General features: G+C 59.6%; 21 protein-coding genes. 13 read left to right on the top strand and 8 right to left on the bottom strand.

The genetic code is table 11. The annotated features are described in order from the left end of the window. Window positions 1–497: 497 nt before the first annotated feature. The 3 genes from EJA72_RS22930 to EJA72_RS22940 all read right to left on the bottom strand — a co-directional run bounded on the left by EJA72_RS22930 (window position 498) and on the right by EJA72_RS22940 (window position 3,602). Window positions 498–2,156, bottom strand: a complete 1,659-nt coding sequence (locus tag EJA72_RS22930) for a cation acetate symporter (protein ID WP_157714016.1) — start codon at window positions 2,154–2,156, stop codon at window positions 498–500. Continuing rightward, window positions 2,153–2,464 carry a DUF485 domain-containing protein gene (locus tag EJA72_RS22935; protein ID WP_157714018.1) on the bottom strand — a complete coding sequence of 104 codons (312 nt, stop codon included), beginning with the start codon at window positions 2,462–2,464 and terminating at the stop codon, window positions 2,153–2,155. The genes EJA72_RS22930 and EJA72_RS22935 overlap by 4 nt, the downstream gene beginning before the upstream one ends. Before the next feature lie 286 nt (window positions 2,465–2,750). Next, window positions 2,751–3,602, bottom strand: coding sequence for a glycine betaine ABC transporter substrate-binding protein (locus tag EJA72_RS22940; protein ID WP_157714020.1), 852 nt, complete (start codon window positions 3,600–3,602; stop codon window positions 2,751–2,753). Window positions 3,603–3,888: 286 nt separating this feature from the next. Between EJA72_RS22940 and EJA72_RS22945 the strand changes: the two genes are divergently transcribed. After that, window positions 3,889–5,484: a beta (1-6) glucans synthase gene (locus tag EJA72_RS22945; protein ID WP_157714022.1), complete on the top strand. Its 1,596-nt coding sequence runs from the start codon at window positions 3,889–3,891 to the stop codon at window positions 5,482–5,484. A gap of 125 nt (window positions 5,485–5,609) precedes the next feature. On the opposite strand, the gene EJA72_RS22950 is transcribed toward EJA72_RS22945, so the two are convergent. Further along, on the bottom strand, window positions 5,610–5,978 hold the full coding sequence (locus EJA72_RS22950; protein WP_157714024.1) for a hypothetical protein: 369 nt from the start codon (window positions 5,976–5,978) through the stop codon (window positions 5,610–5,612). Between the two features lie 223 nt (window positions 5,979–6,201). Between EJA72_RS22950 and EJA72_RS22955 the strand changes: the two genes are divergently transcribed. Then, window positions 6,202–7,500: a serine/threonine protein kinase gene (locus EJA72_RS22955; protein ID WP_157714026.1), complete on the top strand. Its 1,299-nt coding sequence runs from the start codon at window positions 6,202–6,204 to the stop codon at window positions 7,498–7,500. Then, on the top strand, window positions 7,493–8,281 hold the full coding sequence (locus EJA72_RS22960) for a VacJ family lipoprotein (protein ID WP_178129536.1): 789 nt from the start codon (window positions 7,493–7,495) through the stop codon (window positions 8,279–8,281). Before EJA72_RS22955 ends, EJA72_RS22960 begins: the two co-directional genes overlap by 8 nt. Window positions 8,282–8,347: 66 nt before the next feature. Here the strand turns inward: EJA72_RS22960 and EJA72_RS22965 are convergent, their stop codons facing one another. Beyond that, on the bottom strand, window positions 8,348–9,262 hold the full coding sequence (locus tag EJA72_RS22965) for a DUF808 domain-containing protein (protein ID WP_157714028.1): 915 nt from the start codon (window positions 9,260–9,262) through the stop codon (window positions 8,348–8,350). Between the two features lie 134 nt (window positions 9,263–9,396). Here EJA72_RS22965 and EJA72_RS22970 point away from each other — a divergent pair, with 134 nt between their 5' ends. Then, window positions 9,397–10,002 (top strand): TetR/AcrR family transcriptional regulator, encoded by a 606-nt coding sequence (locus EJA72_RS22970; protein ID WP_157714030.1) that lies wholly within the window; start codon window positions 9,397–9,399, stop codon window positions 10,000–10,002. 133 nt (window positions 10,003–10,135) lie between these two features. On the opposite strand, the gene EJA72_RS22975 is transcribed toward EJA72_RS22970, so the two are convergent. Together EJA72_RS22975 and EJA72_RS22980 are read right to left on the bottom strand one after the other, a co-directional pair. After that, window positions 10,136–10,594: a transposase gene (locus EJA72_RS22975; RefSeq protein ID WP_157714246.1), complete on the bottom strand. Its 459-nt coding sequence runs from the start codon at window positions 10,592–10,594 to the stop codon at window positions 10,136–10,138. A gap of 196 nt (window positions 10,595–10,790) precedes the next feature. After that, complete coding sequence (locus tag EJA72_RS22980) at window positions 10,791–11,231, bottom strand: heme-binding protein (protein ID WP_157714032.1); 441 nt, start codon at window positions 11,229–11,231, stop codon at window positions 10,791–10,793. Window positions 11,232–11,498: 267 nt separating this feature from the next. Between EJA72_RS22980 and gcl the strand changes: the two genes are divergently transcribed. From gcl to EJA72_RS23020, 8 genes are all read left to right on the top strand, one after another. After that, window positions 11,499–13,274: a glyoxylate carboligase gene (gcl, locus tag EJA72_RS22985; RefSeq protein WP_157714035.1), complete on the top strand. Its 1,776-nt coding sequence runs from the start codon at window positions 11,499–11,501 to the stop codon at window positions 13,272–13,274. A gap of 143 nt (window positions 13,275–13,417) precedes the next feature. Continuing rightward, a complete protein-coding gene (gene hyi / locus EJA72_RS22990) occupies window positions 13,418–14,200 on the top strand; it encodes a hydroxypyruvate isomerase (protein WP_157714037.1) in 783 nt (260 codons plus the stop codon). 198 nt (window positions 14,201–14,398) lie between these two features. After that, window positions 14,399–15,292 (top strand): 2-hydroxy-3-oxopropionate reductase, encoded by an 894-nt coding sequence (locus EJA72_RS22995; RefSeq protein ID WP_157714039.1) that lies wholly within the window; start codon window positions 14,399–14,401, stop codon window positions 15,290–15,292. A gap of 144 nt (window positions 15,293–15,436) precedes the next feature. Beyond that, entirely contained in the window at window positions 15,437–16,717 is a 1,281-nt protein-coding gene (locus EJA72_RS23000) for a glycerate kinase (RefSeq protein WP_157714041.1), read from the top strand. Next, a complete protein-coding gene (gene pyk, locus EJA72_RS23005; RefSeq protein ID WP_157714043.1) occupies window positions 16,707–18,122 on the top strand; it encodes a pyruvate kinase in 1,416 nt (471 codons plus the stop codon). The genes EJA72_RS23000 and pyk overlap by 11 nt, the downstream gene beginning before the upstream one ends. A 190-nt stretch (window positions 18,123–18,312) precedes the next feature. Further along, window positions 18,313–19,230, top strand: a complete 918-nt coding sequence (locus EJA72_RS23010; protein WP_157714045.1) for an urea transporter — start codon at window positions 18,313–18,315, stop codon at window positions 19,228–19,230. 21 nt (window positions 19,231–19,251) lie between these two features. Continuing rightward, window positions 19,252–20,076, top strand: coding sequence for an ion transporter (locus tag EJA72_RS23015; protein ID WP_157714047.1), 825 nt, complete (start codon window positions 19,252–19,254; stop codon window positions 20,074–20,076). 93 nt (window positions 20,077–20,169) lie between these two features. After that, window positions 20,170–21,165, top strand: coding sequence for a sulfate ABC transporter substrate-binding protein (locus EJA72_RS23020; RefSeq protein WP_178129537.1), 996 nt, complete (start codon window positions 20,170–20,172; stop codon window positions 21,163–21,165). Between the two features lie 191 nt (window positions 21,166–21,356). Here the strand turns inward: EJA72_RS23020 and EJA72_RS23025 are convergent, their stop codons facing one another. Next, window positions 21,357–21,986: a DUF5666 domain-containing protein gene (locus EJA72_RS23025; protein ID WP_157714049.1), complete on the bottom strand. Its 630-nt coding sequence runs from the start codon at window positions 21,984–21,986 to the stop codon at window positions 21,357–21,359. A gap of 235 nt (window positions 21,987–22,221) precedes the next feature. Here EJA72_RS23025 and EJA72_RS23030 point away from each other — a divergent pair, with 235 nt between their 5' ends. After that, the gene (locus EJA72_RS23030) at window positions 22,222–23,427 is read left to right on the top strand and encodes an MFS transporter (RefSeq protein WP_157714051.1); all 1,206 of its coding nucleotides are present in this window, start codon (window positions 22,222–22,224) and stop codon (window positions 23,425–23,427) included. Window positions 23,428–23,463: the final 36 nt, after the last annotated feature.

The raw sequence follows: 23,463 nt of genomic DNA on the forward strand, positions 1-23,463 counted from the left end.
AGCCTGCTGGCGATGGCCGCACAGACACCACGATCATCCAGAAAGGGTGCGTTATCGTTGACGTCCATCGCCAGCAGGCTGGCTCCCACAGGGGGGAAGTGCGCGAACCAGAAAAATCAGGTCGGCTTTAAGGCCGCCTCGCTTTGTTTTTGATTTAGGCGCCCCGTTAAACCACGATGGCCGAACGCAGGCGTTGCTCCGTGGGGAAACCGGCAGGACGCCGGTTTAGCCGCGCTGGGCCAGGGATGGCCCATCGCGGCGACCCACGGAGCAATGCCGGAGTGAGGGCATGCCGAGCCTAAGCGAGGCACCAAGTGGTGGGGCAAGAGCCTTTTGGTTCCTTTTTGGCGTTTGAAAAAGGGACTCGCCGTAAGGGCGAAACCCTAAGTAGCCGTTACCGCAGAAACGGATATGTACACACACTCCATCCAAAAAAAATGCCCCGATCTCTCGACCGGGGCATTTCCTATATCAACACAACTTACACAACCAAACCCTTAGTGCGAAACCGCCCCACTCGACCCCAACCCCGTCTGAGAACGAACAAACTGCGGGAAGAACAACGCCCGCTCATTGTCAGCCGCTGTCGACTTGTCAGTAATCGAGAAGAACCAGATCCCGACAAAGGCAATCGCCATCGAGAACAACGCCGGGTACTCATACGGGAAGATAGCCTTCTCGTGATGCATGATCTGCACCCAGATGGTCGGCCCAAGCACCATCAAGCCAACAGCACTGATCAGCCCCATCCAGCCGCCAATCATCGCACCACGGGTGGTCAGCTTCTTCCAGTACATGGAAAGCAACAGCACCGGGAAGTTACAGCTCGCCGCGATGGAGAACGCCAGGCCGACCATGAACGCAATGTTCTGGCTTTCGAACAGAATACCCAGACCAATCGCCAGTACGCCCAGCGCGATGGTGGTGATTTTCGAGACACGGATCTCGTCCTTGTCGTTGGCCTTGCCCTTCTTGATCACGCTGGCGTACAGGTCGTGAGACACCGCCGTCGCACCAGCCAGGGTCAAGCCAGCCACAACGGCCAGGATGGTCGCGAACGCTACCGCAGAGATAAAGCCCAGGAAGATACTGCCACCCACCGCGTTGGCCAGGTGCACCGCCGCCATGTTGTTACCGCCCAACAACGCGCCAGCCGCATCCTTGAACGCCGGGTTGGTGCTGACCAGCAGGATCGCGCCGAAACCGATGATGAACGTCAGGATGTAGAAGTAGCCAATGAAGCCCGTTGCGTACAGCACGCTCTTGCGAGCTTCTTTCGCGTCACTCACGGTGAAGAAGCGCATCAGAATGTGTGGCAGGCCAGCGGTACCGAACATCAGGGCCAGGCCCAGGGAGAATGCCGAAATCGGATCCTTGACCAGACCGCCCGGGCTCATGATCGCTTCACCTTTAGGGTGAACCTTGATCGCCTCGGAAAACAGCACGTTGAAGTCAAAGTTGACGTGCTTCATCACCATCAGCGCCATGAACGAGGCACCGGACAGCAACAGCACGGCCTTGATGATCTGAACCCAGGTGGTCGCCAGCATGCCGCCGAACAGCACGTACAGGCACATCAGGATACCGACCAGAATCACCGCGACGTAGTAGTCGAGACCGAACAGCAGCTGGATCAGCTTGCCGGCGCCCACCATTTGCGCGATCAGGTAGAACGCCACCACCACCAGCGAACCGCACGCGGACAGCGTGCGGATCTGGGTTTGCCCGAGGCGGTAGGACGCCACGTCGGCAAAGGTGTATTTGCCCAGGTTACGCAGGCGCTCGGCGATCAGGAACAGAATGATCGGCCAGCCCACCAGGAAGCCGATCGAATAGATCAGGCCGTCGTATCCGGAGGTGAAAACCAGCGCGGAAATACCCAGGAAGGACGCCGCCGACATGTAGTCACCGGCAATCGCCAGACCGTTCTGGAAACCGGTGATCTTGCCGCCCGCCGCATAGTAGTCGGCCGCAGAATTGTTGCGCTTGGAGGCCCAGTAAGTGATGCACAGGGTCAAACCGACAAACGCCACAAACATCAGGATCGCGGAAACGTTAAGAGGTTGTTTGTGCACTTCGCCCGTCAGGGCTTCAGCCGCCCAGGCACCCGGTGCAAAGGCTGCGATGCTCAATAGAGCCATTAGACGCCGGATCATTGCTGAGCCTCCTTGAGAATCGCATTGTTCAGGTCGTCGAATTCGCCATTGGCGCGTCGTACGTAGATTGCGGTCAGGACAAAGGCCGAGAGAATCAGCCCGACACCAATCGGTATCCCCCAGGTAATCGATGACTCAGGGCCGATTTTTGCCCCCAGTACATGCGGCCCGTAGGCAATCAAAAGGATGAATCCGGAGTAAAGCCCAAGCATGATCGCCGACAGAATCCAGGCGAATCGTTCCCTCTTGCTAACCAGCTCCTTGAAGCGCGGGCTATTTTGAATCGAGAGGTAAATGCTGTCGTTCATTGTTTTTATCCTCGCAGCACAGATTATTGTTAGAACGTTAACCACTCTATGCGGCTGCGGGGCAGGTTCCAGACGACCTTAGTATTAGAACGACATGACAGAATTGCCATTTTGCAGGAGCGAGCTTGCTCGCGAAAAACCAAAAGGCAGCGCATTTTTTCAGACAGTACGCGCTTTCGTTCAAGTCCATCGCGAGCAGACTCGCTCCTACATGGAAAAGCAAAAGGCCGCTTGGCAGTTACGCCAAGCGGCCTTGAAAGGTGCTGACCAGACGCGTCAGCTCAAATCATTTGGTCCAGTCTGCAACGCGCTCAGGGTGTTTTGCCACCCAATCCTTCGCCGCCGCTTCAGGCTTGGCGCCATCTTGAATCGCCAGCATGACTTCGCCGATTTCATCTTTCGACGCCCACTGGAAGTTCTTCAGGAACTTGGCCACTTCCGGTGCCTTGGTTGCCAGTTCTTTGCTGCCGATGCTGTTCACGGTTTCAGCCGCGCCATAAACGCCTTTCGGGTCGTCCAGGAAGCGCAGTTTCCACTTGGCGAACATCCAGTGCGGCACCCAACCGGTGACGGCAATGGATTCGTTTTTCTTCTCGGCACGGGTCAGCTCGGCAATCATGCCGGCGCCGGAACTGGCCTTGAGTTGATAGCCGGTCAGGTCGTAGTCCTTGATCGCCTGCTCGGTTTTGAGCATGACGCCTGAACCGGCGTCGATGCCAACAATGCGTTTCTTGAAGCTGTCGTCGGTTTTCAGATCATCAAGGGTCTTGGCCTTGACGTACTCAGGCACGATCAAGCCGATTTTCGCGTCTTTGAAGTTCGGGCCGTAATCGACGACCTGGTCCTTGTTCTTGGCCCAGTATTCGCCGTGAGTCACAGGCAACCAGGCGGACAACATGGCGTCGAGTTTGCCGGTGGCCACACCTTGCCACATGATCCCGGTCGCGACGGCTTGCAGCTTCACGTCATAACCCAGCTTCTGCTTGATCACTTCGGCGGCCACATGCGTGGTCGCGACGCTGTCGGACCAACCGTCAACGTAACCGATGCTCAGGGTCTTGCTCTCGGCATTGGCCATCGTGGAGCCAATCGCAAGCACCAGAGCGGCACCTGCGCCTAAAAGTCGTCGCATCTTCATCGTTACTTCCCCGAAAGTGCTGCGCTCGACGGGTGCCGAGTCGCGTCAACGTATTGTTATGGTGCACAGCGCCCCCATCACGCCCACCGCAAACTCGTCTAATCATCAGCGGAGTACTGACGCCCTGATAATCAACCTCGCGCCGCCTGCGACCTGTGCTGTCAGCGACCTCAAGGCATCGAGAAACGACATCAGAACGCCATTAATCCTCAGCAGGTAAAGCACCCGGGCCGATCCGCCCGAACTTTGCATGTCAAAAAAATGCAGGCCACCAAGTACGCGGCAAATGCAGGTAACATGCGCGGCTTTGCTCCCACACGGCCTGACCATGTCCGCGACATCACGCTTTCCCTTTTTTGCCTATGTATTCGCCTGCCTGTTAGGGCTGTTTGCCCTCGGTGGCTTTTGGTATGGCCTCGGCAAACCGGTGATCCTGGCTGATGTGGCCAGTGCGACGCACAAGCTGCAATGCGCTTCCTATACGCCGTTCGACAAAGACCAGTCGCCGTTCGATCAGCCCTTCAAATTGCGCCCGGAGCGCATGGACGCCGACCTCGCGTTGCTGGCCACCCGTTTCGAATGCATCCGCACCTACTCGATGACCGGGCTCGAAGCCCTGCCGGACCTGGCGCGCAAGCATGGGCTGAAGCTGATGATCGGTGCCTGGGTCAACAGCAACCCGGTGGACACTGCCAAGGAAGTCGACCTGCTGATCGCCTCGGCCAACGCCAACCCGGACGTGGTGACATCCGTGATCGTCGGCAATGAAACCTTGCTGCGCAAGGAAGTCACCGGCGCGCAATTGGCCAAGTTGATCAACAAGGTCAAAAGCCAGGTCAAGCAGCCTGTCACGTATGCCGACGTCTGGGAATTCTGGCTCAAGCACCCGGAAGTTGCGCCAGCCGTGGACTTCCTGACCATCCATTTGCTGCCGTACTGGGAAGACGAACCCTCGAACATCGACGCGGCCCTGCAGCATGTGGCCGAAGTACGCCAGGTGTTTGGCAACAAGTTCGCCCCCAAGGACGTATTGATCGGTGAGACCGGCTGGCCGAGCGAAGGCCGTCAGCGCGAGACCGCCCTGCCCAGCCGGGTCAATGAAGCCAAGTTCATTCGTGGTTTTGTCACCATGGCCGAGCAACAGGGTTGGCACTACAACCTCATCGAAGCCTTTGACCAACCGTGGAAACGCGCCAGCGAAGGCGCGGTCGGTGGTTACTGGGGCCTGTTCGACGCGGATCGTCAGGACAAGGGCGTGTTGGCCGGGCCCGTTTCGAACGTGCCGTACTGGTCGCAATGGCTGGCGCTGGGCAGTTTGATTTTCCTCGGCACGCTGGTTCTTGGCGGTCGTGTTCGCAGCACGCGTGCGGCGTTGGTTCTGCCCTTGCTGGGCGCGTTGGCCGCTTGTTCGATTGGTGCGTGGGGCGATCTGGCACGGGTCACTACTCGATTCGCCAGTGAATGGTTGTGGGTCGCCCTGCTCACGGCGCTGAATGTGCTGGTGCTGGCACATGCGACCCTGACGCTGAGTGCGCGTACCGGGTGGCGTGGACGGGCATTCAACGCGCTGGAACGTCGAGCGGGTTGGTTACTCGCGGCAGCGGGGTTTGCGGCGGCGGTGATGATGCTGGAACTCGTGTTCGATCCGCGCTATCGCAGCTTCCCGACTGTCGCGTTCATTCTGCCGGCGCTGGTTTACCTGTGCCGCCCGGTGAGCGTGCCGCGCCGGGAAATCGCCCTGCTGACCTTCATCATCGGCGCCGGCATTGCGCCGCAGCTGTTTCGTGAAGGTTTGCAAAACCAGCAGGCCTGGGGCTGGGCGCTGGTGAGTGTGCTGATGGTGGCTGCGTTGTGGCGCAGTTTGCGGGTTCGTCAGGGCTGATCTTCAGTGAGGCGGGCGGCCTCATCGCGAGCAGGCTCGCTCCCACAGTTGATCTGCGCCGTACACAGAGTCAGTGTTCAGTGAAGATCCAGTGTGGGAGTGAGCCTGCTCGCGATGACTGACTATCAGGCGCTACGAGACGCCCGAACCAGACGCAACCCGGCAATCACCACCGCAAACACCGCCAACGTCGTGTTGTACAACGCCAGCGCCGGAAACCCGAACACCAGCGCCAGCACCGCCAACCACCACCCTGCCCGCCCCGGCAGCACAAAGCCGATCACGGCAGCGGCCAGTGCCGCCCAACCCAACACACCGAAGTGAATCATTAACCCCAGGTTAGAACGCACCTGGCATTCCCAGCGACTGGCTTCATCCACGCAGAGGCCGACCCATTGCGCATCCTCCATGAAGCCATAACGTGCGCCATAACTGGCAGCCAGCCATAAAGGCAGCAAAACGAGCAGCAGAATCACGGGCAGGCGGCGGGACATGAAGCACTCCAATTAGCGAAAAACGGCGGCCAGCTTAATCCGACGGCAGCCTTAATCAAGCGCTAACAACACTTAACTGGTCAGCCAATCACTGCAAAGTGTATCGTCCAGCTACTATTACTCAGAATTCAGCCTGATTGGTGCCGTTGCATGGCACTTTGGCGCAAATCCAGTGGTCATAGCCTGCGAACTTCATTCGGCACCTTCTCTAAGGGATCTAGTCATGCTCCGTTCCTTGCGCTTCGCCGCCCTGTTTGGCGGCCTTATTTTGAGTGCGTCCGCACTGGCGGTCGATATCGACGCCGCCAGTTATGGCTACCCCTTGACCAATCCGTTCGAGGCGACCATCGCCACGACACCGCCGGACTTGCGTCCGGAGCTGCCACTGGACGATGACATCAATCAACAGACACGCAGCATGACCCTGCGCCCGGAGCGCGCCTTCGAGCTGCCGGACAACTTCTGGCCGGTCAAGAAGCTCACCTACCGCATCGCCACGCAAGACAAGGCCGCGCCGCTGATCTTCCTGATTGCCGGCACCGGCGCACGCTATGACAGCAGCCTCAACGAGTACCTCAAGAAGCTCTACTACAAGGCCGGTTATCACGTGGTGCAACTGTCGTCGCCCACCAGCTTCGACTTCATCAGCGCCGCCTCACGCTTTGCCACCCCCGGTATCACCAAGGAAGACGCCGAAGACATGTACCGGGTGATGCAGGCCGTACGGGCACAAAACCCGGGGGTCGCCGTCACCGATTACTACCTGACCGGTTACAGCCTGGGCGCGCTGGACGCAGCCTTCGTGGCGCACCTTGACGAAACCCGCCGCAGCTTCAACTTCAAGAAAGTCCTGCTGCTCAACCCGCCGGTCAACCTCTACACCTCGATCACCAACCTGGACAAGCTGGTCCAGACCGAGGTCAAGGGCATCAACAACAGCACCACCTTCTATGAGCTGGTACTGAACAAGCTGACCCGCTACTTCCAGCAAAAAGGCTACATCGACCTCAACGATGCCCTGCTCTATGACTTCCAGCAGTCCAAGCAACACCTGACCAACGAGCAGATGGCGATGCTGATCGGCACCTCGTTCCGCTTCTCGGCCGCCGACATTGCTTTCACCTCTGACTTGATCAACCGTCGAGGCCTGATCACCCCGCCGAAATACCCGATCACTGAAGGCACCAGCCTCACGCCATTCCTCAAGCGTGCGCTGCAATGCGACTTCGATTGCTACATCACCGAGCAGGTCATCCCGATGTGGCGCGCCCGCACCGACGGCGGCAGCCTGCTGCAACTCATCGACCAGGTGAGCTTGTATGCGCTGAAGGATTACCTGCATGACAGCCCGAAAATCGCCGTCATGCACAATGCCGACGACGTGATCCTCGGCCCGGGTGATCTCGGCTTCCTGCGCAAGACGTTTGGCGACCGCTTGACCCTTTATCCACTGGGCGGCCATTGCGGCAACCTTAACTATCGCGTCAACAGCGACGCCATGCTGGAGTTCTTCCGTGGCTAAATATCTCCTGTTTATCGCAGCGCTCCTCTGCGCAGGCGTCGCCAATGCCGACAACAGCAAGGCCAACGCACCGGTCGTCATCGACAGTGACGGCTTCAAGGAACCGCTGAGCAAACTGAAAATCAACCCGGGGCTGGATCAGCGTGAATTCGAGCGTTCAACGCTCAGCGCACTGGCGGTCTATGATCCGCTGGAAGAGTGGAATCGCCGGGTTTATCACTTCAACTACCGTTTCGACCAATGGGTGTTCCTGCCCGTGGTCGATGGCTATCGCTACATCACGCCCAGCTTCCTGCGCACCGGCGTCAGCAACTTCTTCAACAACCTCGGCGACGTGCCTAACCTGTTGAACAGCCTGTTGCAGTTCAAAGGCCAGCGTTCAATGGAAATCACCGGACGGCTGCTGCTCAACACCACCATCGGCATTGCTGGCCTTTGGGACCCGGCCACCGCCATGGGCCTGCCGCGCCAGAACGAAGACTTCGGCCAGACACTGGGCTTCTACGGCGTACCGGGCGGCGCCTACTTCGTGCTGCCAATCCTTGGGCCATCCAACCTGCGTGACACCGGCGGCCTGGCGGTCGATTTCACCGCAGAATCGGCAATCAACTTCCTGAACGTCGCCCAGGTCAGCGAAAACCACCCGGAAATCTGGGTCCTGCGCGGTATCGACAAGCGCTACCAGACCAGTTTCCGCTACGGCCAGCTGAACTCGCCGTTCGAGTACGAGAAAGTGCGTTACGTGTACACCGAGTCGCGCAAGTTGCAGATCGCCGAGTAATCCATCGGCCACAAAAAAGGCCATTCGATGCGAATCGAATGGCCTTTTTTTATACCCGCCCAGGCATCAACTTTTCGCTGCACGCCATATTTTTCCGGCAACCATCACCACCGCCAATACCACCGCCCCCGCCACAATCCCCGCCACCGCATTCAGCAGCGTCGGCACGACAAACCCGGCACCGCCCGCCCCTACGCTGACGCTTTCAATCCAGTGATGAACCACCGGCACGCCATGGGTGAGAATACCGCCGCCCACCAGGAACATCGCCGCCGTGCCGATCACCGACAGGCTTTTCATCATGTACGGCGCCGCACGCAAAATGCCGCCCCCGATGCTTCTCGCCATCTGACCCGGCTTTTGCGTCAGCCACAGGCCGAGGTCATCGAGTTTGACGATGCCGGCGACCAGGCCATAGACGCCGACAGTCATGACGATAGCGATACCCGACAGCACAATCACTTGCTGGGTTAGCGAGGCACCCGCCACCGTTCCCAAGGTAATGGCGATGATTTCTGCCGAGAGAATAAAGTCAGTGCGCACAGCGCCCTTGATCTTGTCCTGTTCGAAAGCCACCAGGTCGACGGCCGGATCGGCCACGGCCTCGACCAGCTCTGCATGCTCGGCCTGTTCTTCATCCTTGCTGTGCAGAAATTTATGCGCGAGCTTTTCAAAACCCTCGAAACACAGGTAGGCACCGCCAATCATCAACAACGGTGTCACCAGCCACGGGATGAACGCGCTGATGGCCAATGCCGACGGTACCAATATCAGTTTGTTGCGGAACGAGCCCTTGGCCACCGCCCACACCACCGGGATTTCCCGCTCGGCGCGCACCCCGCTGACCTGCTGGGCATTGAGCGCCAGGTCGTCGCCGAGGACGCCGGCGGTCTTCTTCGCGGCCATTTTGGTCATCAACGCCACATCGTCGAGTACGGCAGCGATGTCGTCGATCAGCACCAGCAAACTGCTTCCAGCCATGAATCGGGTGTCCTTCTGAAATGAATGCTGGGCAGCATAGCTCGGCCCGCTGCGGCGCGGGGCTTTCTTGAGCGGCGCGCGAGGCCGGTGCTACCATGCGCAACCGCCAGAACAGGCAAGGAACCACCTGGTTTATGAGCACAATCCGCGAGCGCAACAAAGAACTGATCCTGCGTGCCGCCAGTGAAGAATTTGCCGACAAGGGCTTCGCTGCGACCAAAACCAGCGACATCGCCGCCAAGGCGGGATTGCCCAAGCCGAACGTCTATTACTACTTCAAATCCAAGGAAAACCTCTACCGCGAGGTCCTGGAAAGCATTATCGAGCCGATCCTGCAGGCCTCGACGCCGTTCAACGCCGACGGCGTGCCCAGCGAAGTGCTCAGCGGCTACATCCGCTCAAAGATCCGCATCTCCCGCGACTTGCCCTTTGCCTCGAAAGTGTTCGCCAGCGAAATCATGCACGGTGCTCCCCACTTGAGCCCTGACCTGGTCGAACAGCTTAACGGCCAGGCCAAGCACAATATCGACTGCATCCAGACCTGGATCGACCGCGGCCAGATCGCCGCCATCGACCCCAACCACCTGATGTTCAGCATCTGGGCCGCGACCCAGACCTACGCGGATTTCGACTGGCAGATCACCGCGATTACCGGCAAGGCCAAGCTGGATGAAGAGGATTACGAAGCGGCGGCGCAGACGATTATCCGGTTGGTGCTTAAGGGGTGTGAGCCGGATTGAGAGACTGGGTGAACCCCAATCGCGGGCAAGCCCGCTCCCACAATTATTGAGGTGTTCACCTGATTTTGCGTTCATCCACCAAAACCTGTGGGAGCGGGCTTGCCCGCGATTGGTGGCGACTCAATTCCAAATATTAAAGCCATACTGCATCCCAAAGCGGATAGTCGCCAAGTCGCTCTACAACTCCTGCTCGCAAAGGATTGGCCACAACATAGCGCGCCAACTTCACCAAATCCTCTTCTCGCCTTAATGCCCGGTCGTGGTATCCCTGCTGCCAGAGTGCACCTGTCCTTTTGCTCGACCGGTTTACCTCTCGAGTACTCAAAGACTTGGTTTGACGCATCAAATTGCTAAGAGAACATTTTTCCAGTTCGACCAACCAGTGAAAGTGGTCAGGCATAACGACCCATGCCAGCGAATTCACCAACCTTAATTGGTGTGCCAGTCGAAACTGATGAACAACCAATCTGCCCAAAGCGAAATCAGTAAAAATCGGCTTGCGATCAAGTGTGTTAGTGGTCAGCAAATAGATCCGATTGGGTTCGGCATAGCGACCGGTTCGCAGGCGATGTGAAGCAGGGAAGTCAGGCATTCCTTTGCCACTCTCATGATGAAAATTCATGAGAAGACTAGACCTGTGATTGCCAAGTACTGCGGCAGACTTTTAGCTGGATGTGTCTGGTAGGCAGTCATCGCGGGCAAGCCCGCTCCCACAGGGATTCGAGGCGTTCACATATTTTGTGGGCGCCATCTGCCTTCTGTGGGTGCGGCCATTCATTCACCACAAATCAAGCAACAACCCCAGCATCCGCCACCAACCCCAACGCCTCGATCGCATTGATTGCACACTGCTCGTCCACATCAGAAATATCCCCGCTGATCCCCACCGCCCCCAGCACGTTCCCTTCCTGATCCCGAATCAACACACCACCCGGTGCCGGCACGACGCTGCCCTGCCCCAGGCTGTTAAGTGCGGCAATAAACGCCGGTCGTTGTTGCGCATCCAGCGCCAGCAGGCGTGAGCCTTTGCCCAGGGCGATGGCACCCCAGGCTTTGCCGATGGCGATTTGTGGGCGAAGCAGGCTCGCGCCATCTTCGCGCTGCAGGGTGACCAGGTGCCCGCCGGCGTCCAGCACGGCGATGGTCAACGGGGCCGCGGAAATTGCGCGCGCGGCGGTGATGGCCTGACTGGTCAGGTTGACTGCCACTTTCAAGGTTAAAGCGCTCATGGTGCCGTCCTCATTTTGTTATAGGGAAAGCTGTTGGACTGCGCGTTTGTGCCGCAGCCCGATGCAACAAATAGAACACAATGAATTATTTTTTTGTATACAATAATTATCGAAAAGCGCCACATGCGACGAAAAGCCACAGCTTGAAGGGCTTCCGACGAATGAAACGGTCGCTTGAGAAAATGGATTGACCTGCAGCGTCCGGCGTGAATACACTCGGCGCAAAGCCACTTGTATACAATTACAAAACGTAAGAGGCACAAAACCATGAGCAAAATGAGAGCAATCGAAGCCGCCGTTCTGGTGATGCGCCGTGAAGGGGTTGATACCGCTTTTGGCATCCCGGGCGCCGCGATCAACCCGCTGTACTCGGCCCTGCAAAAGGTCGGTGGCATCGATCACGTCCTCGCTCGCCACGTTGAAGGCGCCTCGCACATGGCCGAGGGCTACACCCGCACCAAGGCCGGCAACATCGGCGTATGCATCGGCACTTCCGGCCCGGCCGGTACCGACATGGTCACCGGGCTCTACAGCGCCTCGGCCGACTCGATTCCAATCCTGTGCATCACCGGGCAAGCACCCCGCGCCCGTATGCACAAGGAAGACTTCCAGGCGGTGGACATCACCACCATCGTCAAGCCAGTCACCAAGTGGGCAACCACCGTCATGGAACCGGGCCAGGTGCCTTACGCGTTCCAGAAAGCCTTCTACGAAATGCGCTCCGGCCGCCCAGGCCCGGTGCTGATCGACCTGCCGTTCGACGTGCAGATGGCTGAAATCGAATTCGACATCGACGCCTACGAACCCCTGCCACTGGCCAATCCGACCGCTAACCGTGTGCAAATCGAGAAGGCCCTGGCCATGCTCGATCAGGCCGAACGCCCATTGCTGGTTGCCGGTGGCGGCATCATCAATGCCGACGCCAGCGAATTGCTGGTGGAATTCGCCGAGTTGACCGGTATTCCCGTGATCCCGACCCTGATGGGCTGGGGCACGATCCCGGACGATCACCCGTTGATGGTCGGCATGGTCGGCCTGCAAACATCGCACCGTTACGGTAACGCCACCCTGTTGAAATCCGACGTGGTGCTGGGCGTGGGCAACCGTTGGGCCAACCGTCACACCGGTTCGATCGACGTGTACACCGAAGGCCGCAAGTTCATTCACGTCGACATCGAGCCGACGCAAATCGGCCGCGTGTTCAACCCGGACCTGGGCATCGTGTCCGACGCTGCAGCTGCGCTGACCGTGTTCATCGAAGTCGCTCGCGAATGGCAAGCCGCCGGCAAGCTGAAAAACCGCAGTGCCTGGCTGCAAGACTGCCAGCAGCGCAAGGCCAGCCTGCAGCGCAAGACCCACTTCGACAACGTGCCGGTCAAGCCGCAGCGTGTTTACGAAGAGATGAACCAAGTGTTCGGCAAAGACACCTGCTACGTCAGCACCATCGGTCTGTCGCAGATTGCCGGCGCGCAGTTCCTGCACGTCTACAAACCGCGTCACTGGATCAACTGCGGTCAGGCCGGCCCGCTGGGCTGGACCATTCCGGCAGCATTGGGCGTGGTCAAGGCCGACCCGAGCCGCAAGGTCGTGGCACTGTCGGGCGACTATGACTTCCAGTTCATGATCGAAGAGTTGGCGGTGGGCGCGCAGTTCAAGCTGCCGTACATCCACGTTGTGGTTAACAATTCGTACCTGGGGCTGATTCGTCAGGCTCAGCGCGGTTTCGACATGGACTACTGCGTGCAGCTGTCCTTCGATAACCTGAACGCTCCGGAACTCAACGGTTACGGTGTCGATCACGTCGCCGTCGCCGAAGGCCTCGGTTGCAAGGCGCTGCGTGTGTTCGAACCGGCCCAGATCCAGCCTGCCCTGCGCAAGGCCCAGGAACTGATCGAAGAGTTCAAGGTGCCGGTCATCGTCGAGATTATTCTGGAGCGCGTGACCAACATTTCCATGGGTACCGAGATCAACGCCGTCAACGAGTTCGAAGACCTGGCGCTGGTCGGCAACGATGCGCCAACGGCGATTTCGTTGCTTGATTAAGATGACCTGAAACCTGTAGCAGCTGTCGAGGCACGAGGCTGCGTTGCGCGTCCGCAGGACCGCCGTCAGGGGCCGCTTCGCAGCCCGACGCAGCCTCGTACCTCGGCAGCTGCTACAGGTCACTATTTTTACAGGAGACCACCATGCCGCGTTTCGCCGCCAACCTGTCCATGCTGTTCACTGAGCAGGATTTTCTTGCCCGTTTCGAAGCGGCCGCCAAGGCCGGTTTCAGTGGTGTCGAGTACCTGTTCCCTTACGATTTCAGCTCGGCCGACATCAAGGCCAAGCTCGACGCCAATGGCCTGACCCAGGTGCTGTTCAACCTGCCGGCCGGTGACTGGGCCAAGGGCGAGCGCGGTATCGCGTGCCTGCCGGATCGGGTCGAAGAGTTCCGCGCCGGTGTCGATCTGGCAATCGCCTACGCGCAAGTGCTGGGCAACACCCAGGTCAATTGCCTGGCCGGTATCCGCCCACAAGGCGTGGACGATGCCACCGTGGAAAACACCTTCGTCGCCAACCTCAAGTACGCCGCCGACAAGCTGCAAGCGGTGGGCATCAAGCTGGTGATGGAAGCGATCAACACCCGCGACATCCCGGGCTTCTACCTGAACAACACGGCGCAAGCTCTTTCGATTCGCGAGCAGGTGGGCAGCGCCAATCTGTTCCTGCAATACGACATCTACCACATGCAAATCATGGAGGGTGACCTGGCCCGGACCATGGCCGCGCACCTGGGCGAGATCAACCATATCCAGTTGGCCGACAACCCGGGGCGCAACGAACCGGGCACCGGTGAGATCAACTACCGCTTCCTGTTCGAACACCTGGACCGCATTGGGTATCAGGGGTGGGTTGGCTGTGAATACAAGCCGCTGACCACCACGGAAGCGGGTCTGGGCTGGTTGAAAACCCATAACGCGATCTGAAGTTTAAGCAAAATCATTGTGGCGAGGGAGCTTGCTCCCGCTCGGCTGCGCAGCAGTCGTAAACACTGCAAACCGGTTTTGCCTGATACACCTCGGTGGCTGATTGGGGCCGCTTCGCGACCCAGCGGGAGCAAGCTCCCTTGCCACAGGGTGTGTCGTACAAATAATTGAGCAAGACAAAAACAAGAGGAATTTCTCATGGCTAAAATCGGATTTATCGGCACCGGCATCATGGGCCACCCAATGGCGTTGAACCTGCAGAAAGCCGGTCACAGCCTGTTCCTGTCGGCGCACCACGACGCGGCCCCGGCCGATCTGATCGCTGCTGGCGCCGTTGCCCTGGCGAACCCGAAAGAAGTCGCCCAGGAAGCCGAATTCATCATCGTCATGGTTCCGGACACCCCGCAGGTCGATGACGTGCTGTTCCGTGCCGACGGCATTGCAGCCGGCGTGGGCAAGGGCAAAATCGTCATCGACATGAGCTCGATCTCGCCGACCGCCACCAAAGCGTTCGCCGCCAGGATCAACGAAAAAGGCGCGCAGTACCTCGACGCCCCGGTGTCCGGCGGTGAAGTCGGTGCCAAGGCCGCGACCCTGAGCATCATGGTCGGCGGCGATGCCGATGCCTTCGAACGCGCGCTGCCGCTGTTCCAGGCCATGGGCAAGAACATCACGCTGGTGGGCGGTAACGGCGACGGTCAAACCGCGAAAGTGGCGAACCAGATCATCGTCGCGCTGAACATCCAGGCCGTGGCCGAAGCGCTGTTGTTCGCCTCGAAAAACGGTGCCGATCCCGCCAAGGTGCGTGAGGCGCTGATGGGCGGTTTCGCTTCGTCGAAGATCCTCGAAGTGCACGGCGAGCGCATGATCAAGGGCACCTTCGATCCAGGCTTCCGCATCAGCCTGCACCAGAAGGACCTGAACCTGGCCCTGCAAGGCGCCAAGGAACTGAACATCAACCTGCCGAACACCGCCAACACCCAGCAAGTGTTCAGCACCTGCGCGGCCATCGGCGGCAGCAACTGGGACCACTCGGCGCTGATCAAAGGGCTGGAGCACATGGCGAATTTCTCGATTCGCGATAAGCAGTAAGCCTTGCCTGAACCTGTGGGAGCCAGCCTGCTGGCGATGAAATCAACGCGGTGTGTCTGATAGACCGCGGCGCCTGAATCGCCAGCAGGCTGGCTCCCACAAGGTTGCTCCGCCCTCCAATAACAAGAATTCCGGGAGCCCGCCATGTCGGTCGATCCGCAACAATTCCTGCGCGAGCTGTTTGCCACAGCCATTGACGCGGCCCATCCGCAGCAAGTCCTCGAAGCCCATTTGCCCGCTGATCGCAGCGGCCGCGTGATCGTCATCGGCGCCGGCAAGGCCGCAGCCGCCATGGCCCAGGTGGTCGAGCGCTGCTGGCAGGGTGAAGTGTCGGGTCTGGTGGTCACCCGCTACGGCCACGGTGCCCCGTGCGAAAAAATCGAAGTCGTCGAAGCCGCTCACCCGGTACCGGATGCGGCGGGCCTGGCCGTCGCCCAACGGGTACTGGAACTGGTCAGCGACCTGACTGAAGACGACCGCGTCATCTTTCTGCTCTCGGGCGGCGGTTCCGCGTTGCTGGCCCTTCCGGCCGCCGGCATCACCTTGGCCGACAAGCAGTCGATCAACAAAGCCCTGCTCAAATCCGGCGCAACCATCGGCGAGATGAATTGCGTGCGCAAGCACCTCTCGGCGATCAAGGGCGGCCGTCTCGGCAAGGCCTGCTGGCCGGCGACTGTTTATACCTATGCGATTTCCGATGTACCGGGCGACCTCGCTACGGTCATCGCTTCCGGCCCCACCGTGGCCGATCCGAGCACTTCGGCTGAAGCCCTGGCGATCCTCAAGCGCTATGGCATTGAAGTGCCGGTGTCCATGCGCAACTGGCTGCAAAGCCCGGAATCGGAAACCGTCAAACCCGGCGATCCGTGCCTCGCACGCAGCCACTTCCAGTTGATCGCCCGCCCGCAGCAGTCGCTGGAAGCGGCGGCGGTGAAAGCGCGGCAAGCCGGTTTCAGCCCGCTGATTCTCGGCGATCTGGAAGGCGAATCCCGGGAAGTGGCCAAGGTTCACGCCGGCATCGCGCGGCAAGTGGTCTTGCATGGCCAACCGCTGGCGGCGCCGTGCGTGATCCTCTCGGGCGGTGAAACCACCGTCACCGTGCGCGGTAATGGTCGCGGCGGGCGCAACGCCGAATTCTTGCTGAGCCTGACCGACAGCCTCAAAGGCCTGCCCGGCGTGTATGCCCTGGCCGGTGACACCGACGGCATCGACGGCTCCGAAGACAACGCCGGCGCAATCATGACCCCGGACAGCTACGCCCGCGCCGCCGCCCTTGGCCTGAGCGCCAGCGATGAACTCGATAACAACAATGGCTACGGCTATTTCGAGGCGCTGGACGCATTGATCGTCACCGAGCCAACCCGTACCAACGTCAACGACTTCCGCGCCATTCTGATTCTCGAGAGCCCTAAACATGACGCCTGACAAAAAAGTCAAAATCCTCGCCACCCTCGGCCCGGCCACCGATGGGCTCGAAGACATCCGTGAACTGGTGCGGGCCGGGGTCAACATCTTCCGCCTGAACTTCAGCCACGGCGATCACGCCGACCACGCCCAGCGTTATCAATGGATTCGTGAAGTCGAGCGCCAGCTGAATTATCCGCTCGGGATCCTGATGGACCTGCAAGGACCGAAACTGCGGGTCGGCAAATTCGCTGAGGGCAAGGTGCAGCTGCATCGCGGACAGGCGTTGCGCCTGGACCTGGACCCGACGCCGGGCGATCAACGTCGCGTCAACCTGCCCCACCCGGAAATCATCGCCGCGCTGGAGCCGGGCATGGACCTGCTGCTGGACGACGGCAAGTTGCGTCTGCGCGTGGTCACCAAGTATTCCGATGCCATCGACACCACGGTGCTCAATGGCGGCGAACTGTCCGACCGCAAAGGCGTGAACGTGCCGCAAGCGGTGCTGGAGCTGAGCCCGCTGACTGCCAAGGATCGTCGCGACTTGAGCTTCGGCCTGGAGTTGGGCGTGGACTGGGTGGCGCTGTCGTTCGTGCAACGCCCGGAAGACATTCGCGAGGCCCGTGAACTGATCGGCGACAAAGCCTTCCTGATGGCCAAGATCGAGAAGCCTTCGGCGGTGACCCAGCTGCGGGAAATCGCCGAATTGAGCGACGCAATCATGGTCGCGCGTGGCGACCTTGGCGTCGAAGTGCCGGCCGAGAGCGTGCCGCAGATTCAGAAAAACATCATCAGCCTTTGCCGCGAGCTCGGTAAACCGGTGGTGGTGGCGACGCAGATGCTGGAGTCGATGCGCTTCTCTCCAGCGCCGACTCGTGCCGAGGTAACCGATGTTGCCAACGCCGTGGCCGAAGGTGCGGATGCCGTGATGCTGTCAGCGGAAACCGCCTCCGGCGAGTACCCGATGGAAGCCGTGCAGATGATGAGCAAGATCATTCGCCAAGTGGAAAACGGCCCGGATTACCAAACGCAACTGGATGTGAGCCGGCCGAAAGCCGAGGCGACCGTTTCCGATGCGATCAGCTGCGCGATACGCCGCATCAGTAACGTGCTGCCAGTGGCGGTGCTGGTGAATTACAGCGAGTCCGGGACATCGAGCCTGCGAGCGGCGCGGGAACGGCCGACGGTGCCGATCCTGAACCTGACGCCGAACCTTCAGACCGCGCGCCGGTTGACGGTGGCGTGGGGGGTGCACTCGGTGGTCAATGATCGGTTGCGGCAGGTTGACGAGGTGTGTTCGACGGCGCTGGAGATTGCACAGGCGCAAGGGATGGCCAAGCGCGGCGATACGTTATTGATCACGGCGGGTGTGCCTTTCGGGCAGCCGGGGTCGACTAACTCTCTACGAATAGAAACATTGATTTAAAAAATCACCTCTGTGGCGAGGGAGCTTGCTCCCGCTCGGCTGCGAAGCAGTCGTCGCTTCGGCATGACGGTTCCACCAGAACGACCGCATTCGCCGATTTTGGGGCTGCTTTGCAGCCCAGCGGGAGCAAGCTCCCTCGCCACACAGGCAATGCAAGACCTTGGACTTCCCTCTGCCCTTAGACCCCATAATGCCTGCCAACCACTTCAACACCCATTGCCCCGATTGGGCGACTGCCCTGTTCAACGGTTTCAGCCAGATCTTCCTCCAGCGTCATCCGCTGTTCGGGCTGCTGTGCCTGTTGGCCATTCTGTTTACCGCGCCAGCCTTGCTCGGAGGTGCGCTGCTGGGCGGCGTCGCCGGTTTGCTCACCGCGCAACGGCGCAATTACGCCAAGGCCGATCGCCAGGCCGGGCTCTTCAGTTACAACGGCGTGCTGCTCGGCTTGCTGCTGAGCCTGTATTTCCCCTGGTCCGCGATGCTTCCGCTGCTGATCCTCGCCGCCGGTGGCCTGAGCGCGATGATCACTCAACAGTGGCTAAAACGCGTCCGGCTCAGCCACTACCTGCCTGCCTACACCGCGCCTTTCGTGGGGATGGGCTGGTTGCTGCTGTGCTTTGCCACTCCTCCCTCTGCAACAGCGCACCTGATCGAAATCAACACGCTGAACATGCTCGCCGCCCCACTGAAAGGTTTCGGCCAGGTGATGTTTCTCGGACATCCGCTGGCCGGTGCGATGATTGCCGCGGGTTTGCTGATCGCGGATCGCCGCGCCTTTTGCTGGGCCATGTTGGCGTCTGTTGCGGGCATGGGCTGGAGCCTGTTGCATCACGACTTCTACACCGCGCTGATCGGCCTCGGCGGATATAACGCGATACTCGCCGCCCTCGCCTTCAGCTCGCAGCGCCAGCAACCGTGGCTACCGGCGGTCGGCATTGCCTCAGCGCTGTTGTTGACCCCGATGTTTGCTGCCATCGGCCTGCCGACGCTGACCGCGCCGTTCATCCTCGCCTGCTGGCTGATCCGCACGCTGGTTCAGATGTTCGGCAAAACCTCTGTCACCGCTACGCCTTGCGCTCTGGAGGAGAATCAACCTAGGCTTCGCTGATTCTCGATTCAGGCGGTATCCATGGACAGCAGCAAAAACTGGCGTGAAGAGCTTTACGTCATGGTTTTCCAGAGCGACACCAAGGCAGGGCGTCGCTTCGACGGCATCCTGCTGTTGATCATTCTCGCCAGCATCATCATCGTGATGCTCGACAGCATCGACGCGATCCACCAGAACTACGCCGACGTGCTGGCATACATCGAGTGGGGCTTCACGGTCATCTTTGCCATCGAATACGGCCTGCGCCTGTACTGCTCGCCCAAGCCGCTGCGCTATGCGTTCAGCTTCTATGGGTTGGTGGATCTGCTGGCCATCGTGCCCGGCATTCTCGCGCTGTATTACGCCGATGCGCAGTACCTGCTGATTATCCGGATCATCCGGATGCTGCGGATTTTCCGGGTACTCAAGCTCAGCCCCTACCTCAAGCAAGCCAACTATCTGATGTCGGCGCTGCGCGGCAGCAAGCAGAAGATCGTGGTGTTCCTGGTCAGCGTCTGCACGCTTGTGACAGTGTTCGGTACGTTGATGTACGTGATCGAAGGCCCTGAACACGGCTTCACCAGCATCCCCAAGGGCATCTACTGGGCTATCGTGACATTGACCACGGTGGGCTTCGGCGACATCGTGCCCAAGACGCCGCTGGGCCAGGTGATTTCGTCGCTGGTGATGATTACGGGTTACTCGATCATCGCGGTGCCGACCGGGATTTTTACCGCCGAGCTGGCCAACGCCATGCGCGGTGAACAACTGCAACATGACTGCCCGGTGTGCAAGAAAAACAGCCACGAACACGGCGCGGCGTTCTGCTCACGCTGCGGCAATCAGCTGTTCAAAAAACTGGAATAAGCAAAGTGCTTTTTAATCTTTAAAGGACTATGCGAGCCCAGTTATAGTCGCTGGCAAATTGCCTCATTTTTAAAATAGAACAAGGACTGCGCAGTGAAAAAACTCTTTGGCGCCTCACTTCTGGCCGCTGGCCTGGCATTGACCAGCGTGGCTCAGGCCGCACCGACCCTGCTTAACGTTTCCTACGACGTGATGCGCGATTTCTACAAGGACTACAACACTGCCTTCCAGAAACACTGGCAAGCCGAGCACAACGAAAACATCACGTTGCAGATGTCCTTCGGCGGTTCGAGCAAACAGGCGCGTTCGGTCATCGACGGCCTGCCGGCTGACGTCATCACCATGAACATGGCCACCGACATCAACGCCCTGGCGGACAACGGCAAACTGGTCCCGGACAACTGGGTCACCCGCCTGCCAAACAACAGCGCGCCGTTCACCTCGGCCACGGTGTTCATTGTCCGCAAAGGCAACCCGAAAGCCCTGAAAGACTGGCCGGATCTGCTCAAGGACGGCGTGCAAGTGATCGTGCCTAACCCGAAAACCTCGGGCAACGGCCGCTACACCTACCTCTCGGCCTGGGGTTATGTGCTGAAGAATGGTGGCGACGAGAACAAGGCCAAGGCCTTCGTCGGCAAACTGTTCAAGCAAGCGCCCGTACTGGACACCGGCGGCCGTGCAGCGACCACCACGTTCATGACCAACCAGATCGGTGACGTGCTGGTGACCTTCGAAAACGAAGCGGAAATGATTGCCCGCGAGTTTGGACGTGACCAGTTCGAAGTGATCTACCCAAGCGTTTCCGCTGAAGCCGAGCCACCGGTGTCGGTGGTCGACAAAGTCGTCGAGAAGAAAGGCACCCGCGCGGCCGCCGAAGAATACCTGAAGTACCTGTGGTCGCCGGAAGGTCAGGAAATTGCTGCGGCGAACTACCTGCGCCCGCGCGATCCTGCGGTACTGGCCAAGTACACCGACCGTTTCCCGAAAGTGGACTTCCTGTCGGTCGAGAAGACCTTTGGTGACTGGCGGACCGTGCAGAAAACGCACTTCAATGATGGCGGGATCTTTGATCAGATTTACGCTCAGTAAAGGCTGATAGCCTAATGAAAAAGGCGACCTGAGAAGGTCGCCTTTTCTGCATCTGATGGAAGATTTGTGGTCGCTGGAGATCCACTGTGGGAGCGAACCTGCTCGCGATAGCGGTGGGTCATTCACATTGATGGTGGCTGATACGCCGCCATCGCGAGCAGGCTCGCTCCCACAGGATCTGCGACATGTAGCTACATCGGCGGCGTGACGCCATCCTTGCCCGCCGAGATGGATTGAGCCGTCAACGTCCCGTCCGCACTTTGGGTCACGAACGTCACGATCTTCACCCCCACCTTCAGCAAGCTGCGATCCCCCGGCATCAGGTTGACGATCGGCACATCTTCCGGCACCAGAATCTTCTGCTGCCCGCCCTTGTAGTTCACCGTCAACACCCGCCCATTGCTGACCACCAGGTCGCCCACACTGCCGTTGGTCATGCTGCTGCCCTTGACCAGATCAAAGGGCCGATGCCCATCGCCGCTGCCGGCCAGTTCCGGTGGGAAGACATGGACTTCCAGCGCCTTGAGGGTGCCATCGTCCTGCGGAATGGCCGCCGAGCCGATGTAGCTGCCGGGTTTGATGTCTTCGATATTGGCCAGGGTGACCGCACGGACCTTGGTGTCGCTGGTCAGGTTGATCACCACGTTTTCGCCGCTGTTGGCGTGGACTTTCAACGCGTCGGGACTGACCCCCGTTATCTCGCCACGCACGCCGATGCGCGTGCCCGGCGCGTCGGCGGCCAGGGCGAGGCCTGCCGTGAACAGGCCAATCAAGGTAACAACTGAAACGCCGTGAACCAGGTGACGAAACATCGCATTCATGGAAGTGCCTTCCGGTTATGAAACGTGAGGAGAGAACATAAGCACGCTATCGAACAGGATGTAAGTGAATGTATCATCGGACCTCAACGTTTTGACGCAAGGTTCATCGATAGACATCACTCAGGTCCGTCAATCATTGCTCAACGGCATGATGACTATCACTCCATTCCCTCTTCTGCCGAATCCGATCCTTCTTTAGCCTTCGCGCATTCCCCTCTGTTCAGCGAGACACGTAATGACCTCAGCCACTCAGGCGCCCCACGGTGCCACGACAATGACCAAAGGCATGGTGCTGCTATTTGCCTTCTGCTGCGGTGCCATCGTGGCCAACATTTATTATGCCCAACCGATCATTGGCTTGATTGCGCCGGACATCGGCCTGACCAGCACCATGGCCAGCCTGATTGTCTCACTGACTCAGATTGGTTATGCGCTGGGCCTGTTCTTCCTCGTGCCGCTGGGCGATCTGCTGGAAAACCGCCGGTTGATGATCATCACCACCCTCGTGGCGATTGCCAGTCTGCTGGGCGCAGCGTTCACCGATCAGCCGAATGTGTTTTTGCTGATCTCGTTGTTGGTGGGTTTCAGTTCGGTGTCGGTACAGATCCTGATTCCGCTGGCCGCGCACCTGGCACCCGAGGAATCCCGTGGCCGCGTGGTCGGCGGAATCATGGGCGGTTTGCTGCTGGGCATTCTATTGGCGCGTCCGGTGTCCAGTGTCGTGGCCGACCACTTTGGCTGGCGGGCGATGTTTGTGATTGCGGCGGTGTTGATGGCAGCGATCAGCATCGTGCTGGCCCTGACGATCCCCAAGCGCCAGCCCGATCACAGCGCCTCCTACGGCCAGCTGTTGGGTTCGCTGTGGACGCTGTTGCGCCAACAACCTGTGTTGCGTCAGCGCGCGTTTTACCAGGGTTGCATGTTCGCCACGTTCAGCCTGTTCTGGACCGCCGTGCCGCTGGAACTGGCGCGCAATCATGGTTTGTCGCAAACCCAGATCGCGATCTTCGCCCTGGTCGGTGCCATCGGCGCCATCGCTGCGCCGATTGCCGGTCGACTGGCCGACGCCGGCCATACTCGCATTGCATCGCTGCTGGCGTTGCTGTTCGCCAGCCTGAGTTTCCTGCCGGCATTCATCCATCCGGCCTACAGCGTGATCGGCCTCGCCGTCACCGGCGTGGTGCTCGACTTCTGCGTGCAGATGAACATGGTCCTGGGCCAACGCGCGGTCTATGCCCTCGACGCCAAGAGCCGCAGCCGTCTGAACGCGCTGTACATGACCAGCATCTTCATTGGCGGCGCGTTTGGCTCTTCGGTGGCCAGCGCGGTGTATGAACACGGCGGCTGGTTATGGATCGTGATAGTCGGCAGTGCGTTTCCGTTGTTGGCGTTGCTGCGGTTCTTGAGCGTTTCGCAGAAGGCATCACTCGCGACGGCTTGACGCTTCATACCCATCGTCGGTGCGTCGCCCGGAGCT

This window comes from Pseudomonas sp. PB120, assembly GCF_009761815.1.
Taxonomy (GTDB): domain Bacteria; phylum Pseudomonadota; class Gammaproteobacteria; order Pseudomonadales; family Pseudomonadaceae; genus Aquipseudomonas.

Coding starts and splice junctions, on each gene's coding strand:
- gcl (WP_157714035.1), top strand. CDS start 11,499: ATGAGCAAAATGAGAGCAATCGAAGCCGCCGTTCTGGTGATGCGCCGT.
- EJA72_RS23000 (WP_157714041.1), top strand. CDS start 15,437: ATGTCGGTCGATCCGCAACAATTCCTGCGCGAGCTGTTTGCCACAGCC.
- EJA72_RS23030 (WP_157714051.1), top strand. CDS start 22,222: ATGACCTCAGCCACTCAGGCGCCCCACGGTGCCACGACAATGACCAAA.
- EJA72_RS22965 (WP_157714028.1), bottom strand. CDS start 9,262: ATGGCTGGAAGCAGTTTGCTGGTGCTGATCGACGACATCGCTGCCGTA.
- EJA72_RS22975 (WP_157714246.1), bottom strand. CDS start 10,594: ATGCCTGACTTCCCTGCTTCACATCGCCTGCGAACCGGTCGCTATGCC.
- EJA72_RS22955 (WP_157714026.1), top strand. CDS start 6,202: ATGCTCCGTTCCTTGCGCTTCGCCGCCCTGTTTGGCGGCCTTATTTTG.
- EJA72_RS22940 (WP_157714020.1), bottom strand. CDS start 3,602: ATGAAGATGCGACGACTTTTAGGCGCAGGTGCCGCTCTGGTGCTTGCG.
- EJA72_RS22995 (WP_157714039.1), top strand. CDS start 14,399: ATGGCTAAAATCGGATTTATCGGCACCGGCATCATGGGCCACCCAATG.
- EJA72_RS23010 (WP_157714045.1), top strand. CDS start 18,313: ATGCCTGCCAACCACTTCAACACCCATTGCCCCGATTGGGCGACTGCC.
- hyi (WP_157714037.1), top strand. CDS start 13,418: ATGCCGCGTTTCGCCGCCAACCTGTCCATGCTGTTCACTGAGCAGGAT.
- EJA72_RS22945 (WP_157714022.1), top strand. CDS start 3,889: ATGCAGGTAACATGCGCGGCTTTGCTCCCACACGGCCTGACCATGTCC.
- EJA72_RS22980 (WP_157714032.1), bottom strand. CDS start 11,231: ATGAGCGCTTTAACCTTGAAAGTGGCAGTCAACCTGACCAGTCAGGCC.
- EJA72_RS22930 (WP_157714016.1), bottom strand. CDS start 2,156: ATGATCCGGCGTCTAATGGCTCTATTGAGCATCGCAGCCTTTGCACCG.
- pyk (WP_157714043.1), top strand. CDS start 16,707: ATGACGCCTGACAAAAAAGTCAAAATCCTCGCCACCCTCGGCCCGGCC.
- EJA72_RS23025 (WP_157714049.1), bottom strand. CDS start 21,986: ATGAATGCGATGTTTCGTCACCTGGTTCACGGCGTTTCAGTTGTTACC.
- EJA72_RS22935 (WP_157714018.1), bottom strand. CDS start 2,464: ATGAACGACAGCATTTACCTCTCGATTCAAAATAGCCCGCGCTTCAAG.
- EJA72_RS23015 (WP_157714047.1), top strand. CDS start 19,252: ATGGACAGCAGCAAAAACTGGCGTGAAGAGCTTTACGTCATGGTTTTC.
- EJA72_RS22950 (WP_157714024.1), bottom strand. CDS start 5,978: ATGTCCCGCCGCCTGCCCGTGATTCTGCTGCTCGTTTTGCTGCCTTTA.
- EJA72_RS22970 (WP_157714030.1), top strand. CDS start 9,397: ATGAGCACAATCCGCGAGCGCAACAAAGAACTGATCCTGCGTGCCGCC.